The organism is Flavobacterium sp. (assembly GCF_040379285.1).
GTDB lineage: Bacteria > Bacteroidota > Bacteroidia > Flavobacteriales > Flavobacteriaceae > Flavobacterium.
This window is the reverse complement of sequence record NZ_JBEILJ010000052.1, coordinates 1-16,760: the sequence shown is the minus strand read 5'-3', so window position 1 is coordinate 16,760 and position 16,760 is coordinate 1. Positions and strand designations below refer to the sequence as shown.

At 43.2% G+C, this 16,760-nt stretch carries 16 protein-coding genes and 1 tRNA gene; 8 read left to right on the top strand and 9 right to left on the bottom strand.

The window, feature by feature from the left end:
• From ABWO12_RS10140 to ABWO12_RS10120, 5 genes are all read right to left on the bottom strand, one after another.
• Positions 1 to 503: TetR/AcrR family transcriptional regulator (locus ABWO12_RS10140; protein WP_353088775.1), on the bottom strand; the 503-nt coding region annotated here is incomplete at its 3' end.
• 3 nt (positions 504 to 506) lie between these two features.
• A complete protein-coding gene (locus tag ABWO12_RS10135; RefSeq protein ID WP_353088774.1) occupies positions 507 to 1,205 on the bottom strand; it encodes a TerC family protein in 699 nt (232 codons plus the stop codon).
• A 2-nt stretch (positions 1,206 to 1,207) separates the two neighbouring features.
• Entirely contained in the window at positions 1,208 to 1,846 is a 639-nt protein-coding gene (locus ABWO12_RS10130) for a leucine-rich repeat domain-containing protein (RefSeq protein WP_353088773.1), read from the bottom strand.
• 118 nt (positions 1,847 to 1,964) lie between these two features.
• Entirely contained in the window at positions 1,965 to 3,482 is a 1,518-nt protein-coding gene (gpmI, locus tag ABWO12_RS10125) for a 2,3-bisphosphoglycerate-independent phosphoglycerate mutase (RefSeq protein ID WP_353088772.1), read from the bottom strand.
• 89 nt (positions 3,483 to 3,571) lie between these two features.
• Positions 3,572 to 5,995, bottom strand: coding sequence for a DUF5916 domain-containing protein (locus ABWO12_RS10120; protein ID WP_353088770.1), 2,424 nt, complete (start codon positions 5,993 to 5,995; stop codon positions 3,572 to 3,574).
• 250 nt (positions 5,996 to 6,245) lie between these two features.
• On the opposite strand from ABWO12_RS10120, the gene ABWO12_RS10115 reads away from it, so the two are divergent.
• On the top strand, positions 6,246 to 6,938 hold the full coding sequence (locus ABWO12_RS10115) for a murein L,D-transpeptidase catalytic domain family protein (protein ID WP_353088768.1): 693 nt from the start codon (positions 6,246 to 6,248) through the stop codon (positions 6,936 to 6,938).
• Here ABWO12_RS10115 and ABWO12_RS10110 read toward each other — a convergent pair.
• Positions 6,909 to 8,597 (bottom strand): L,D-transpeptidase family protein, encoded by a 1,689-nt coding sequence (locus ABWO12_RS10110; protein ID WP_353088766.1) that lies wholly within the window; start codon positions 8,595 to 8,597, stop codon positions 6,909 to 6,911. The genes ABWO12_RS10115 and ABWO12_RS10110 overlap by 30 nt on opposite strands.
• Positions 8,594 to 9,058 (bottom strand): GNAT family N-acetyltransferase, encoded by a 465-nt coding sequence (locus ABWO12_RS10105; protein ID WP_353088764.1) that lies wholly within the window; start codon positions 9,056 to 9,058, stop codon positions 8,594 to 8,596. The genes ABWO12_RS10110 and ABWO12_RS10105 overlap by 4 nt, the downstream gene beginning before the upstream one ends.
• Positions 9,059 to 9,167: 109 nt before the next feature.
• Here ABWO12_RS10105 and ABWO12_RS10100 point away from each other — a divergent pair.
• Positions 9,168 to 9,243: transfer RNA gene (locus tag ABWO12_RS10100), tRNA-Gly, on the top strand.
• 45 nt (positions 9,244 to 9,288) lie between these two features.
• Here the strand turns inward: ABWO12_RS10100 and pepE are convergent.
• Positions 9,289 to 10,008, bottom strand: coding sequence for a dipeptidase PepE (gene pepE, locus ABWO12_RS10095; RefSeq protein ID WP_353088762.1), 720 nt, complete (start codon positions 10,006 to 10,008; stop codon positions 9,289 to 9,291).
• A gap of 98 nt (positions 10,009 to 10,106) precedes the next feature.
• On the opposite strand from pepE, the gene ABWO12_RS10090 reads away from it, so the two are divergent.
• From ABWO12_RS10090 to ABWO12_RS10070, 5 genes are all read left to right on the top strand, one after another.
• A complete protein-coding gene (locus ABWO12_RS10090) occupies positions 10,107 to 10,856 on the top strand; it encodes a carboxypeptidase-like regulatory domain-containing protein (RefSeq protein ID WP_353088761.1) in 750 nt (249 codons plus the stop codon).
• Positions 10,849 to 11,346, top strand: coding sequence for a DUF6702 family protein (locus ABWO12_RS10085; RefSeq protein WP_353088760.1), 498 nt, complete (start codon positions 10,849 to 10,851; stop codon positions 11,344 to 11,346). The genes ABWO12_RS10090 and ABWO12_RS10085 overlap by 8 nt, the downstream gene beginning before the upstream one ends.
• A 62-nt stretch (positions 11,347 to 11,408) precedes the next feature.
• The gene (locus ABWO12_RS10080) at positions 11,409 to 13,655 is read left to right on the top strand and encodes a M1 family metallopeptidase (protein WP_502902926.1); all 2,247 of its coding nucleotides are present in this window, start codon (positions 11,409 to 11,411) and stop codon (positions 13,653 to 13,655) included.
• Positions 13,656 to 13,694: 39 nt separating this feature from the next.
• Positions 13,695 to 14,057 (top strand): Sec-independent protein translocase subunit TatA/TatB, encoded by a 363-nt coding sequence (locus ABWO12_RS10075; RefSeq protein ID WP_353088759.1) that lies wholly within the window; start codon positions 13,695 to 13,697, stop codon positions 14,055 to 14,057.
• Entirely contained in the window at positions 14,057 to 14,611 is a 555-nt protein-coding gene (locus ABWO12_RS10070) for a phosphatase PAP2 family protein (RefSeq protein WP_353088758.1), read from the top strand. The genes ABWO12_RS10075 and ABWO12_RS10070 overlap by 1 nt, the downstream gene beginning before the upstream one ends.
• Here the strand turns inward: ABWO12_RS10070 and ABWO12_RS10065 are convergent, their stop codons facing one another.
• A complete protein-coding gene (locus tag ABWO12_RS10065; protein ID WP_353088756.1) occupies positions 14,612 to 15,253 on the bottom strand; it encodes an O-methyltransferase in 642 nt (213 codons plus the stop codon).
• A gap of 638 nt (positions 15,254 to 15,891) precedes the next feature.
• Here ABWO12_RS10065 and ABWO12_RS10060 point away from each other — a divergent pair.
• The gene (locus tag ABWO12_RS10060) at positions 15,892 to 16,428 is read left to right on the top strand and encodes a CIA30 family protein (RefSeq protein ID WP_353088755.1); all 537 of its coding nucleotides are present in this window, start codon (positions 15,892 to 15,894) and stop codon (positions 16,426 to 16,428) included.
• The last annotated feature ends 332 nt before the right edge of the window (positions 16,429 to 16,760 follow it).

Sequence of the window (16,760 nt, the reverse complement as noted above, 5' to 3'; positions counted from 1 at the left end):
GCTTCCAAAATTAAATTGACCAACCGGTTGATGACGCGTTTGTACACCAAAAAAAAGCCCTCTCGATTTTCGCGGTCGACTTCTTTGGTCAAGATTGTTTTGGTAAATTCCAAAATGATAATGTTGTTCAGTAACGCTTCATTGATGTGTAAGGTCGCCGAATCGTCTTTGACTTTTTCAGTTAATATTTCGATGCCCTTTAACAATTTTGTTTTAGGGTCAGGAATGTTGTTGGTTTCCAAAACCAAGCGGTATTCCATCCATCCCCAATACCAGGAGGAAAGGTACAACAATAATTTGTGTTTGTTTTCAAAATAGCGGTACAACGAACTTTCATTCGAACCAATGCGTTCCCCAAGTTTTTTAAACGTAAAGGCATCAAAGCCAATTTCGTCAATCAAGAGGATGCTGTGCTGGATAATCTTGCGTCCCAAATCGGAAGACTCCGGATTTTTAACATAAAGTTTATCGTTTACAGCAATAATGATCTGGTTTAAAATCATGGTTTAGTCTTTTTTTTGCGGAATCGTTTTCATCTGAATCACATCGACCAAAAAGGCAAATGCCATCGAGAAATAAATGTATCCTTTGGGTATTTCAAAGTGCAATCCTTCAGCAATCAAGGAGACACCAATCATCATTAAAAAGCATAATGCCAACACTTTAAACGAAGGATGTTTGCTGATAAACTCACTAATGGGTTTGGAGGCAAACAACATGATGGCCACCGTGATAATCACCGCCGTATACATGATCCAAATTTCGGTAACCATTCCCACCGCTGTAATGATTGAGTCGATGGAAAAGACCAAATCCAAAAGGATAACTTCACCCAGCAAACGACCAAAGGTGGTTTTTTTCGGCGCACTTAAAGCGTCGGCATTGGCGGCCTCGGTTTTATGGTAAATTTCTTTGGTGCTTTTATAAATCAAAAAAAGCCCTCCCAGCAATAAGATGATGCCTTTCCCCGAAAAAGGAATATCGGCTATTGTGAAAAGGGTGGCATCCAATTTCATGATCCAAGCGATTACGGTCAACAGCACCAAACGCATGATCATCGCCAATCCTAGTCCCCAAAAACGCAGCTTTTTTCGCTCTTGTTCGGGCAAACGATCGGCCAAAATGGAAATAAAAATAACATTGTCAAGACCCAAAATAACTTCAAGGGTCACTAAAGAAAGTAAGGCAATAATAGCGTCAGTCATGATTACAATTGAATTTTAAAACCAAAATTTAAGTTACGGGTATCGATTACATCAGGTTGTAATTTATTGTTGCGCATCTCAAGGTATTGCAAATGGGGTAGCCCTTCCAATTGACGCGGAATCTCAGGTAATTTGTTGTTGTTCAAGTAAAGTGACTCCAACTGCTTCAAGGCATACAACTCTTGAGGCAGTTGTACCAGTCCGTCATTATCTAAATGCAAGGACTTTAGTTTAGGCAACTTTGCCAAGATTTTTAAGGTTTGGGGTAAATCCAATGCTGCATCGTTGTTGAGGTAGAGTTCTTCCAGTGTAGTCAACTGGGCCATCGACTCGGGTACTGTGCGTATCGGATTCCCGCTCAAATTGAGTACTTTCAATTTTTTGAGACGTGTGATGCTGGCGGGAACTTCAAGCAGGTTGTCATTTTGAAGGGATAACGACTCCAAGTTAGGGAACAATACATCCCAATCGGTGGGTAATGTCCCCGAAAAGTTGTTCAAATCCAATTGTTTTACAGCCAAAGCATTTTTTTTGGCTTCTTCCAAATTAGTGAAGTAGCCGGGCAATGTTTGCTGAGCGGCTACTGGCATGCTTAAAAAGAGCATGCAACCGATGATTCCTAAAAGTAGTCCGCGTTTCATATATGAGTATTTTTACGCAAAGATAATAGTAATACTTTCAATTGTGAAATTTTAACTTTTAATTATAAAAAAAGAGGCTCCCGAATGAAAGCCTCTTTACACGATTATTAGGGTCGTATTAAACGAGCGAACGACCCGTCATGGCAGCCGGTTGAGGAATTCCCATCAACGATAAAATGGTGGGTGCGATATCTCCCAAAATCCCACTTTCGATGTGGTTGCGGTCGGGGTCAATTAAAATCAACGGTACAGGATTGGTGGTATGCGCAGTGTTGGGAGAACCGTCGGGATTAATCATGGTTTCACAGTTCCCGTGGTCGGCAATAAGCAACGTAGTATACCCATGTGCCAAGGCTACGGGAATAATTTCGGAAACACATTGATCGACAGCTTCACAAGCTTTAATGGCGGCTTCCATAATACCGGTGTGACCTACCATATCGCCGTTGGCAAAATTCAAACAAACAAAATCGGCGGTTTCTTTTGCCAATTCGGGAATCAAAGCGTCTTTCAATTCAAACGCACTCATTTCAGGTTGTAAATCGTAGGTAGCCACTTTTGGGGAATTGCGTAAAATGCGACTTTCACCTTCAAAGGGAACTTCGCGTCCGCCCGAAAAAAAGAAGGTCACGTGGGGATATTTCTCGGTTTCGGCAATGCGAATCTGTTTTTTCCCAGCTTTTTCTAATACTTCCCCCAAGGTTTCACTCAGATTGTCTTTGTCGTAAATGACATGTACATTTTCGTAAGTGTCATCATAGTTGGTCATGGTAACGTAATACAAGGGCAATTTGTGCATCCCAAACTCAGGAAAGTCTTTTTGTGACAATGTTTCTGTCAATTCGCGCCCACGATCGGTGCGGAAATTGAAGAAAATCACGACATCATCTTCGGCGATGATAGCTGTGGGTTCACCATTAGCCTGCGTTACGACCAAAGGCTTGATAAATTCATCGGTTACGCCCTCGTTATAACTCTGCTGAATACTGGTGAGGATGTCGCTGGTTTTTTCCCCTTCGGCATGTACGAGTAAATCATAAGCAAGTTTTACCCGCTCCCAACGTTTGTCACGGTCCATGGCATAATACCGTCCGATGACACTGGCAATTTTTGCGTTTGATTGTTGGGTGTAAGAAAGTAAATTCGCCAAGTCCGTTTGTGCCGATTTCGGGTCAACGTCGCGGCCATCCGTAAATGCGTGAATATATATATGGTCAAGGTCGTATGAAGTTGCGGCATCCAATAACCCATACAAATGCGAGGTATGCGAGTGCACACCCCCATTGGAAACCAATCCTAAAAAATGGACTTTTTTTCCATGGGTTTTGGCATATTCAAAAGCGTTTTTCAAAGGTTGCTCGTGGCGTAACGTTTGATTTTGTACGGCCAAATTAATTTTTGCCAAATCCTGATATACAATGCGACCGGCACCGAGATTCATATGCCCTACTTCGGAGTTCCCCATTTGTCCTTCCGGGAGTCCTACATGCAACCCATCGGTGCGCAATTCGGCATGGGCATAGCGGGTGTAGAGACTTTGAATAAAAGGAACTTGGGCATTGTCGATAGCCGAAACTTTAGGGTCAGGCGATTTTCCCCAACCGTCCAATATCATGAGAATGACTTTTGTGTTCATTGCAAAAAAATTTAAACAAAGGTACGGCAATTCGGTGGGCTGAATCAAGTCCGAACTCATAGAATATTCTCAAAAATAAAGGAGGAATTTTACTTTTTTCGTAACGAATTATAGTCTACAAAATAGCGAACGCTAACCGAAAGGATATGGTCGAGACTATTGGCGCTCAATACTCTTCCGAAATTGCTACGGGTGTCGATGTTAAAATCGGAGCGGTCAAATAAAAAGGCATTGTTACGGTACAAGATATTGATTTGACTTCCTGGTGCAAACCACCATGAAAAATTCAAGTCGCAGTTCCAGGTGTTGAAATTCTGATCGGCATCAAAGGCATCGGCGCCCAAATTGGTTAACGAACCATCGGAATTCAAACTGTAATAACGGTTGTATAAGGCATACGACCAATAGTAGCGGGTAATAAGATTAATGGTTATATTGTGATTAATGGAGTATTTTCCTGTGATGGCCAAGGTGTGTGTGGTGACATCGCGGCGCCCCATATAAATATCGCCCAAGACATCATTTTGTCCTGTGTATCCGATATTGTTGTTTTGAAAAGTATAACTGTAGTCCCACACCATCGAAAATTTATTGGAAAAACGATAGCGCGGGGCCAATTGCACATAATACGAACGACGCCCCTCTTCATTGTGATAGGTGAACGAAGGATTGAAATCTATGGCAAAAGGACGGTTGTAATTGGTAGAAATATAGGCAAATACATAGAAGTTTTCGGGAAGCGTTAAAAATCGAGTGTCAAATTCGGTCCGCGCTTCATAAAAATCATAGACTTTTACGGGGCGTGTACTCATACCGAAGCCGTAGTAATCATTTTTTTTGTCCACAATATTTACATTGTAGCGCAAATTGAATTCCTGAACCCGTCCGGTTCGGTTATCAAATTCTGAATACCCGTTTAAAAACAAACTAAAGGTGTTGAATCGTTTGGTGGGATTCAAAATGCGGTAACTAGCATTGGCATACAACGAATGGTAATGCGTTTGAAAATTGACGCCCAAATCATTAATGTCAAAAAACGTACTCACATATTGCCCGCCGATTCCAAAACGATAGTTGCCACTAGTTTCGCCAAAAAATAGCGATGTGTTGTATCCTGTTAAATCGCGTGCCTCAGGACGTTTGATGGTGCTAATTTTATAATCGCCACTCAAGTTGAAAGTATTCTTACGGGTATTTAAGTCAAACAACAACGCCGTCACATTGGCATCCCGAAAATGGCCTTCGCGGGTCACATTGGTATTGATTAAACTCACCGATGAATTCTTGCGAAAACGTTGGTCCAACACCATTAAGTTGTAATTGGTTAAAGGTTCAACCAATTCCTTTCGTGTCTCTCCCGTAACCGTATTGCGTATATCCGAAAACATACGTTGGGTCAAGGCATTCAAGATCCCCACACCCAATCCTTTTTCGGTGCGTCCGGAGACTTTCATGGCATTGTAAAGATTCACATTGACTGGGCGCTCCACGACCTCTTCATTGGGTCCTAAATTTTCTTGTAAAATGGGTGTTCCTCCAATACGACGCGAATAGAGTAGATCACCTTTGCTGAACATTTCGGTACCTTCTGTAAAAAACGGACGGTTTTCATTGAACGTTTGTTCAAAAGGCCCCAAGTTGAGCACTACATTGTCAAATTTGGTTTGGCCAAAATCGGGAATCAAAATGGCATCTAGTGTAAAAGCATCATTGATTCCGTATTTGATGTCCATCCCGCCTTTGAGTTCCCCATTTGTTTTTTGGGTGTTGTTGGTGTTGAGGTAAAATGACGAATAGGGAATAAAGAAAAGGCGCGTAGGGGTTTTGATGTTTTCAATGCCTTCCAAAATTCCCGCTTGGTTGGCTTCGGTACCAATTTTATTATCGATTAAATTCCAAGTATATTGAAAACGAATGGTTTTCACTTCCCGATAAAAGTTAATGCCCCAAGTTTGTTTCGGATTGGGAGGAAATCGCAAAGCGGCATAGGGAATTTTAAACTCGGCTACCCAACCGAAATCAGTGATTTTAACATCGCTCTCCCAAATGGCATCCCAAGAAAAATCTTCATCACTCGCGTCCGTGTACACACAGTCTTGTTGCACGCCTGCTGCACTTACAAAAAAGCGAAAATCTTGTTGACCATCGTTGTATCCGTTTAAAATAACACCAAAATGATCGGCTGTCGCAAAGTCATCGCGTATGGTTAACTCCCGTAAAATGGTTTCCGGCTGACTGTCGTACATAATTGCTCCCACATACAAAGCTTCATTGCTGTAGACCACTTTTACCACCGATTTTCGGGTGGGTTCTTCCAACTTACCATTGTCGGGTTCAACCATCACAAAATCGGTAGCCGTATCCGCAGTAGCCCATGCTTTTTCGTCGAGAACGCCATCGATGGTAAATTTCTCATCCGAGAATTTAGTGCGCAATGTTTTCTTTGGCGCCTGAGCTAGGCCGTAAAACGAAAGCAATAAAAAGAGGAAGATAAATCCGATTTTTGGCTTCATTAACAGTGGGTTGGTGAGCAAATATAACGATATTCCCGAATCGTATCGGGTTGTGCGAAGTTAATTGGAATTTAAATTGCCCGTCAATTTATTGGTTGAAAATCTTATATTTTTAACATAAAAATGCCTTTAATCGATAAAATACAACTTTAATCGTCTTTTTTGTGCTATTTTTCTTGGTCGTTTCAAACCAACTCCCTACATTTGAAATCCCAAATCATACTACTTAACCTAAAAATTCGGATGCCTGATGCGTGGTCTTCTATTGGTTTTATCGCTCTTATTGGTTTCTTTTTCGTCGGTACCCTGCCCTGAGAAAGTGCCTTCATTTTCGCTTTCTGAAGCACAATTTCATTTTCAAAAACTTACAGCCCATTCGCGTTCCTATCCTTCATGGAGCTGTTTTGCTTATGCCGAACAGGGGTACCAAAAACTAGTCGCTTCAGGGAATATCAATAATCCGTACCTCACGGTCGTCGACTTTAGTTTGCCTTCCACCCAAAAGCGATTATGGGTTATCGATATGCAACAACTTAAAGTGGTTCAACATACCTACGTTGCCCATGGTCGTAATTCAGGTTGGATCACCCCAACAGAATTTTCCAACATACCTGAATCGCTACAAAGCAGTCTTGGGTTTTATCTCACTGGAGGGACTTATTTTGGGAAACACGGTTTGGCGTTGAAGTTAAAAGGTATGGAACCCGGATTTAATGATAAAGCTGCCGAACGGGCCATAGTGATGCACGGCGCCACGTATGTTTCAGCGCAACACATTCAAAGGCACCAACGGTTAGGCAGAAGTCAGGGGTGTCCCGCGCTTTCGCAACAGGATGCTCAAGTGATAATCCCTACCATTCAAAACGGTTCTTGTCTTTTTATTTATGCCCCACAGAATTCCTATTTGGAGCAATCAACTTTTATAGCGCAGCAAAGTATATAAATCGGAATCGAGGCAGTATATATCCTCTCTAAACTGTAGTGTCCCGTTTTCCTCCCAAGCGGTCCAATAGAATTGGTGTACCCGAATATCGTCTTTGATTTTAAGGACTATGGTTTTTAACTCGGCTTTCGGAAGTTGGATTGGGGCTAGTTTTGCTTTCGGATTCTTGGCTTTGACGAGGGCTTGTTTTTTTTCTAAAGCTTTGATTTTGGCCTCACGTAATTTTTGATAATGCTTAATATTGGTAGTGTCTTTAATCTTTTGTAACGGCCATTGCAAGGTATCGTTGAGTAAATGAGCCGCCATTTCCAGGGGACGTTCCAAACGCACACAGCCCGAACTCAATGAGCGAAATGAAAGCGAAAAATAATCCCGATGGTTGGTATCGTGTAAGTACACCGTATATCGGTTAGGAAAGTTAATTTTCATCAACCCCAGCGAGTTGTTGCGCCCCGGGTTTTGAACATAACGGTATTTATATGCTTCCCCCAAGCGCCAGAGTTCGGGGGCAACTTCTTGGTTGTTACGATCGATAATTTGTAAGCCTTTTTTACGGAAAAAGTAGGGGTTTTTTTCAGCCACTGGAAAAATGTCTTCCTTCAAAATGGTAGGCGGTACAGTCCAATTCGGATTCAAATTCAGGTTGGTGATTTTTGACGTAAGTATAGGTGTTCGTCGACTGTCGCGTCCCACAACCACGCGTTGCCTTTGAACAGTATCGTTGGCTTTGACAGCAACCAAAGTGTAATCGGGAATGTTAATTAGTAAATAGTGTGCCCCCAAATCCTTTGGGTACCAACGCCATCGTTCCATATTGACTACAATCTGTTCGATACGTTGATCCCGCGAATAATTTAGAGCATCTATCGTTGCGCGCGCAATAATGCCATCGGGACGCAAACCGTGTCTTTTTTGAAAACGAAGTACCGCAGCCCGTGTTTTGGCATCATAGGTAGTAGTAAGCAGCGTGTCTTTCTCAGGGAGGTCTCCCCAATACATCAAACGTTTTTTAATGATAGGCATGTACCTACTCTTTTGTTGGGGTTTAATGACTTCCTTTAAGTTGACCAAACCGATAAATTTATCGGGGTAGGCTTTCAGGAGTCGGAGTGCGCGTTTTAATTTTAGGTATACGGGATGTTTGGGGTGACAGTTTGTAAGTAAAGCCGAAAGCTGATGGCGCTGCAATCCTTCATGCAGCAGTTGTGCCACAGGGGTCGGCGTACGCTTTAAGTCCCAATCTTCATAAAGTAAATCAGGATTCAGTTTTCCATCCGAAGCATGACGTAACCAACGCAAGGCACTACGACTGAAACGAATTTCGGTGTCTATTTGTAGCGAATCGGGGAGGCTGTCAAACTGTGCATGCCGTTGCGCTAGGAGCGTGTAATCATAGTCGGAGGCCCGCAATCCTTCCCATTCGGCTTGACCGATGTGCAGGAGTAAGGTGTCGCGTAGCGCTGATTCGGTCCATACGGGAGAAAATTGGGTGCGCCGGTAAAAGTCTTTGAGCAGCCCATTTTTTTCAAACAAAATATGGGTTGAATCCAGTGTGGTTTGTTGGTGTTTTGGACTATATAAGGGCTTTGGATTGTTTGTCATCAATCCAAACCAAAGCATTCCCGGGAGAACAATGCTCCAAAATCCTGCGTTTCTCATAGTGTTTTGACCATTCGCCAGTGGGGACCTACTTCGGGAATTTCAAATTCGTTGCCTTCACACACATAACCAAGGCGTTGGTAAAACGGTACTGCCCCGGTTCGAGCATTGCACCAAATTCGTTCTACACCGTTTGATTTTAGTGCATTTTCCAGGACTGTTAATAGCCGTTTTCCAATCGATTTCCCTTGGTGCTCAGGTAATATGGCCATGCCCCGTAACTGGTATTCTCGATCGTTGGTAGCGTCGGGTCGCGCTACGGCATATACCGAAGCAACGCCAATCAAAAGCCCATTTTCGAATACCCCCCAATGTTGGGTAGTTGCCGCATCATCTCCTTGAAAATAACAGCTAGCGACGGGTTTTCCCTGGCGCAAAACCGCATGCCGTATCGGAATCACTTCAGTGGCCGAAACGGGAGCACAATGTAAATTAGCAGGAAAAGGGGATAAATTATTCATCCTAAAATTGTTAGCTTTCGCGCAATTGAGAGTATAAATGTCGGGCAAAAAATTTTTATAAAAAACTTGCACAGATAAAAACAATCGTCTTATATTTGCATCCACAAAAGCGGAAGTAGCTCAGTTGGTAGAGATCCAGCCTTCCAAGCTGGTTGTCGCGAGTTCGAGCCTCGTCTTCCGCTCCAAAAGATAAACCTCTAGGAAACTAGAGGTTTTTTTATGTTCAAAAGCTACGTTTTAGATGCGTCTTTCCTTGGCCACGTTGTTCCCGATTCCAATTCTACGGGGGGTTCCTGGGCCACAAACCATCGGGCAGTCCAGGGGCCCATCAACCGAATGCATTCGCCCTCCACGTCCAACCAACGTCCTTCGCGTAAGCCCAAAACAGGGATTGAATTATAGGCATGAAATTCCTGAATTCGGGTTTCTCGCGTTTCGCCCATGTGGGTGCTACTCGGATCAGGATCTAAATAATGCGGATTCAGGTTAAACGGAATCGCACCCAACGTTTCAAACGAGGGCGGATACACAATCGGCATATCGTTGGTCGTTTGCATTGAAATCCCTGTGATGTTACTGCCAGCACTGCACCCTAAATAAGGTGTGCCTTGTTCGATCGCCTCGCGCAAACTCCCCCACAAGTTTAAGGCATACAATTGCGAAACCAATTGAAAGGTATTGCCGCCCCCTGTAAATAGGGCCTCAGCTTCCAATACAGCTTGTTTCGGATTGGCAAAGGTATGTAACCCAACTACCTCAATGCCTATTTTGGCGAAAGCCTCTTGAACCTTGGCCGTGTAGGCGTCGTGCGATATTCCGCCGGGTCGTGCAAAAGGAATAAATACCAAGGTTTTGACTCCTTCAAAATGCGTTGACAATCGGGGGAGAAGGTAGTCTAAGTATGCCCCTCCATGTAACGTGGAAGTGCTAGCAATCACCATTTTTTTCATGAGTAAGCAACATTTCGTAAGCGACAAAGGTAACAATTAACAAAAATTTAGACGCATAATACCACCGAAGCCCTTTGAAATTTCGGTATTTTTACCCCATGCGATACGTCTGGATTTTACTCTTATTCACGGCAACCCTGCTTCAAGCGCAACCCAAACCCAAACCCTTTCGTTTGGAAGGTATTGTGCTCTCGGAAATGCGCAACGAATTGTCCAACATCAATGTGACCAACATGGTATCGCAAGTGACTGTCGTTACCGATGCGCAAGGAAAGTTTAGCATTCCCGTACAACAGCAAGAGGCCTTAAAGTTTAGTGCCGTAGGACATGAAGATTTTTACCTGCGTATCGAACCTATTCACCAACAACAAGGACGCGTGATGGTCAAAATAAAAACTGCAGTTTACCAATTGGATGAAGTCAATATCATTCATTTGGATGCGCAAAAAATGGGGATTATCGATTACAAACCCAAAAAGTATACGCCTGCCGAACGACGATTGGAAACTGCGGGTCGTTTTAGTCCTTGGCAATTTTTATTAATTCCCTTAGGAGGAATGCCCTTGGACCCCCTCATCAATGCCATTTCGGGGCGTACCAAACGATTGGAAAAAGAACTCGAAGTCGAACGTCGGGAGTTTGCACTCGAAGCGATGGAAGTGCAATTGGATTCGGTTTATTTTACAGATAAACTCCGTTTGCCTCCCGATCGCATCAAAGCGTTTCAATACTATGCCGTCGAAAATGCCGAAGTACGCGATTTGTTGAAAACAAATAATGTAACCCGTCTGCAATTCAAATTAACACAATTGGTCGTAGAATTTTTAAAAACCAAAGAAAATGAGTAAGCGCTTACTTATGGGATGTTTAGGGTTGTGGCTTTTAACCTCTGGATTTTCCGCTCATAAATTTTATGTAGCCATCTTTCAAGTAGACCACAATGCAGCCAAAAAACGTATGGAAATTACGGCCCGCGTTTTTGCCGACGACCTAAATTCTGCGTTGGATAAAAAATACAAAACGCGCCACCATTTGGCCACCGATCAAGAGACGGAAGCCGATATCGCCGATATGAAAAAGTATTTTACAGCCCATTTGCGACTCACCATTGGAGGGCAACCCAAGACGTTGCAATTCAAAAGCAAAGCCTTAGATGGCAATGTATATGTGTGCTATTTCTCGATTCCCGACGTTCCGAAAGCAACGCCTATGGAAGTCGAAAATACGGTGTTTACCGAGCTTTTTGAGGATCAACAAAACATGATGCACTTTCAATACAACGGCACCAAGCAAACGTTAGTGCTGACCGGAGAGAACTCCAAAGGAATGTTAAAATAATTCGCCCTATTGCAATTAACCCCGCAAAAAAAAGTATTTTTAGGGCGCTAAAAAATATAGCTATGCGTAAATCATTACTTACCTTTTTCGGACTCGCTTCTTGTATCACTTTTATGGCGTGGGGACAAGATAAACCCCAACCGGATCCGAATTATCGAAATCCAGATAAATTCAAACAGATGTACGATTTGTTGGCCACACCCAATATGTACCGTACCGCTTCTGGGGCTCCGGGTCCCGAATATTATCAGCAGCAAGCCGATTATAAAATTAAAGTGGAATTAGACGACCGTACTCAAAAAGTATATGGTACGGAAACCATCACCTATACCAACAATGCCCGTGAGGCCCTCGACTACCTTTGGTTGCAACTGGACCAAAATCAGCAGTCGCGTACCTCGTTGTCTCCCTTGCAAAATGGTGATCGTACGGAACCTGCCATGGGTGTGAAGCAATTTTCTCGTAAATACCTGGAAGAGCGTTTTGACGGAGGATTTCGCATCGAATATGTGAACGACGCCAAAGGGAATCCGATGCCCTATACCATCAATCAAACGATGATGCGTGTGGAATTGCCCAAACCTTTAGCCAAAGGCGAAAAAGTGGAACTTCATCTCAAATGGTGGTACAATGTAAACAACTATTTGCTAGACGGGGGCCGCTCGGGGTACGAACATTTTGATGCCGATGGAAATAATGTGTATATCATCGCTCAGTTTTACCCACGTATGGCGGTGTACAATGATGTAGAGGGGTGGCAAAACCAGCAATTTTGGGGATCGGGTGAATTTACCTTGCCTTTCGGAAATTTTGACGTAGAAATTACGGTTCCTGCTGATCATATTCTCGAAGCGACAGGCGACTTACTCAACCGCAAAGAAGTGTTTACCAAAGCCCAACTCGAGCGCTATGCCTTGGCCGAAAAAACGTTTGACAAACCCGTAATTGTAGTCACGCAAGACGAAGCGATCGCTGCAGAAAAAGGGTTTTCTGACGCCAAAAAAACCTGGAAGTTTAAAGCGTTGAACGTACGCGACTTTGCTTTTTCGACCTCCCGAAAATTCATTTACGACGCTATGGCGGTGCAATTGGCGGGTAAGACAGCCATGGCTATTTCCCTGTATCCAAAGGAAGGAAATCCATTATGGGGTGAGTATTCTACACGCGTAGTGGCGCACACTTTAAAAAGTTATTCGGCCCATACGTTTGATTATCCTTATCCCAAAGCCATTTCGGTGCATGCCCAAGACCAAGGAATGGAGTATCCGATGATTTGTTGGAATTGGGGGCGACCCGATCCTGATGGGAAGTATACCGATCGCGTGAAAAACGGAATGATTTCTGTTATCGTTCATGAGGTGGGGCACAACTATTTCCCTATGATTGTAAATTCGGATGAGCGCCAATGGACTTGGATGGACGAAGGGTTAAATTCGTTTATGGAATACATGGCCTTGATGGAATGGGATCCAAAGTTTCCTGCGACTCGTGGACCTGCCAAAAATATAGTGCCCTACATGAGTGGCGACCAAAAGAACCTCGAGCCCATTATGTCCAACTCTGAAAGCATTCGTCAATTTGGAAACAATGCCTACGGTAAACCCGCTTGTGGATTGAATATTTTACGCGAAACCATTATGGGGCGGGAGTTGTTTGATTATGCGTTTAAAGTGTATGCCAACCGTTGGAAATTCAAACACCCTACGCCAGAAGATTTTTTCCGTACCATGGAAGATGCTTCAGCTGTTGACTTGGACTGGTTTTGGCGGGGTTGGTTCTTTACAACCGATTACAATGACATCGGGGTTAAAGAAGTAAAAAAATATTTTGTGAGCAACGAACCTTCCAAAGAAGTGGAAGAGTTTCTCAAAAACCGCCGTCGTCGCAATGCGCCTGTGGGTCCGATGGTCTATATGATTGAAGAAGGTTCGGCCGATTACAAACCCGAACTCAACAAGCCTTTTGTGATTAAAGAGTTCCAAGCCTTAGATACCTATCTCAACGAACGCTTTACCGCCGAAGAACGCGCTGCTTTAAAGTCGCCGAAGTATTTTTACCAAGTTACTTTTGACAAGCCCGGCGGATTGGTGATGCCGTTGTTGGTCGAACTTACCTTTGAAGATGGTACCACCGAAATGCATCGTTTTCCAGCACAAATTTGGCGTATGAACGACAAAGAAGTGAGCCGTACGTTTGCAACGAACAAAGCCATTACGAAGATTACGGTGGACCCGAAAGAGGAAACTGCCGATATTGATACCCAAAACAATGTGTGGCCAAAACAAGTGGAGAAATCCAAATTTGATTAAAGAACTTTGTACCTTTGGGTCGTTAAAAAAGTAGGACTTATGTTTGGAATTGGGGGAGGAGAATTACTCTTTATCATTTTCATCGCCTTGATGCTCTTTGGAACCGATAAGATTCCCGAATTTGCGCGCACTTTTGGGAAGTTTATGGCCAATTTGAAGAGTACGACCAACGAAATCAAATACGAAATTCAGAAAAGCGCCCAAACTGAAGACCTTACCAAGTCCATGAACAGTTTGACGGACTCGTTTACGCGTGAAGTGGAAGAGGTTAAAGAAAGTGTGGCCCCTGGCGGCATCATTGATTTAAATGAAAATGCGTTACTCGAAGATTCTTTACAGCCCGTTAAAGCGATTGAAGAAGATATCGAATCACTTACGGGGCCGATTAAAAGGAAACGGTAATGCTAGCACGATTGATTTCTTGGGACCAACAACTGTTTGTTTGGCTTAACAATTTAGGGTCAAAACCCTTCGATGCGTATTGGTTGTTTTTGACCAAGCAACTCCACTGGACTCCCTTTTTTATCGTGGTTTTTTATGTAGTATACCGCAAATTGGGTCGGGTTTCGTTTCTTTACCTGCTGCTCTTTATGGCCCTGTTGTTGGTAGTTACCGATCAATCCGCCAATGCCTTTAAAAATTATTTCATGCGCTTACGGCCTTGCAATGAGCCAGCACTCGAAGGGTTGATTCGCGTAGTGAAACACAGCAATTCATTTAGTTTTTACTCGGGACATGCCACCAATTCGATGGCCACGACGGTAGTAATTTTTGCGCTGTTGCGGCCCTATTACAAGTATGCCGCCCTGTTGTTCTTGTTTCCTTTGATTTTTGCCTACAGTCGCATTTACTTGGGCTTGCATTACCCTGGCGATATTTTGACCGGATACTTTTTTGGCGCGGTTTATGGCTATGGTACGTACCGCTTGTTTCGCAAGTACGTTTTAAAACAATAATTAAAGTACCCGACTTACCGTCAATCCATCGCGGATGGGCAGCAACACGGTTTCCACACGCGGATCGTTTTTCAAAAGGGTGTTGTATTCCAACAACACTTTCGTACTGGTATCACGTGGGTCCAATTCCTCCAAGACTTTTCCACTCCACAGTACATTGTCGGATAAAATAATGCCGCCCGGATTCATAATGGGTACGATGAGGTGGAAATAAGCGATGTAGTTTTCTTTATCGGCGTCGATAAAGACCAAGTCAAATTTTTTATCCAGCGTTGGAATCACTTCTAGGGCATCTCCTAAGTGCGCCGTGATTTGATTTTTCCAAGGCGAAAGGGAGAAATATTTTTGTTGGATGCCCACCAATTCTTCTTTGATGTCAATGGTATCCAATGTGCCTTCAGGGGCTAAACCTTCGGCCAAACAAAGAGCAGCATATCCAGTATACGTTCCAATTTCGAGTATGTGTTTGGGGCGAATGATTTTCGACAGCATACTCAACACCCGACCTTGGAAATGTCCGCTGAGCATACGCGGTTGCAATACTTTTTGGTGCGTTTCGCGAAAGAGTTGCACCAACAATTCGGGTTCGTCTTGCGAATGTTGCTCCACATAGTGCTCCAGATCTTCAGAGATGAAATGCATAAGGATGAATTTTGGGCAAAAGTACGAATAGAAACTGGAATAAGCCCGTATTGTTGCTAGAGCTGATTATAGATTTCACATAACAGCAAAAATCAATAATCACCGGGAACGAAACCTTTTTCTGAACTAGCGCATGAAGATTGGGATGCGATTTCTCCTAACGTCGAAATGACAGCGCGTCGGTTGGGAATGTTTCTTTTCAACGTAAGTTATTGCTAAATTGATACATAGAAAGCGTTTTTGCACAGCGAAAACTAATTTTTTTACGCCCAGTTTGTCATTTCGACGGAGGAGAAATCACATAATCAATGGCTAATCTGCTCCCGACAGCGATAGCGCTGATTTTCAATCTTTACTTTGATAATTTGGTTTTTTCATCCTTACTTAAAACTTCAAAGTCCTCTAATTCGTTTTCATTTTAAACAAGGCTGGGTGCTACCAGCATGTATTGACAAACCAACTGTCGGATTGTCCGATCCACTTTTCAACCTAAAGCACTCCTGCATTAGAATAAACTTTCGATCAAATTTCTATTTCTCAAACAACAAAATATCTTCGTATCTTCGAACGGAAAGTGGTGATCCAACGTCGCTAACCAAGGGTTTAAGCGATCTGCTTTGTTTTTAAAATAATATCCCATGAAATTCATCAGCCTCCTGCTTGTGCTTTGCCTTACCCATGAAGGGCCACGAAAGAAAATAGTTACGTTTACCTCCGAAACCAATCTGCGGGAATGGCGTATCGTCAATGATGGCGTCATGGGCGGGGTTTCCAGCAGTACAATTCGCCTCTCTCCCGAAGGCCATGGCGTGTTCTCGGGTCAGGTTTCCCTAGCCTATAACGGAGGTTTTGCTTCTGTTCAATGGGACACTGCCCAATCGCTTACGCCCGATCAAACCCACGTAGTTCTTCGTGTAAAAGGCGATGGCAAACGCTATGAGTTTCGTCTCAAAAGCACGCGAAACCAACCCGAATCATACGTCCAACCTTTTCTCACCAATGATCAGTGGCAGGAAATTCGATTGCCCCTGAAAGACTTTTACCCTCAATTCCGAGGTCGTATGTTGGCGATGCCTAACTTTAATTTTGACCGCATCGCTCAAATTAGTTTTCTTATTGCCAATAAACAGGAAGAAGATTTCACGCTGCTTATCGATTGGATTGCTTTGGAATGAGTCAATGTGCCGATGTGCCAATGAGTCAATGAGCCAATTTGAAAATTTGCCAATTTGAAAATGAACGTATCAACCTATTTCCCGTTACACTATTAAACCTAATAAACATTTAAACTAAACTCCACTTTTTACTCCACCTGAAACTATAGCCACTAAGTCACTAAGATTCTGAGTTGTAAATGTGCTAATTTGTCAAATTGATGTACTTTCCCAGCTCCACTTTTAAACCCATTCAACCCGATAAACCCAAAACGTTCTTTATCACTCTAAACCCACTGAAAACTGCGACTGCGACTAAGACAATGCGGTAAAAAACCTTGTGAAACTCTGTG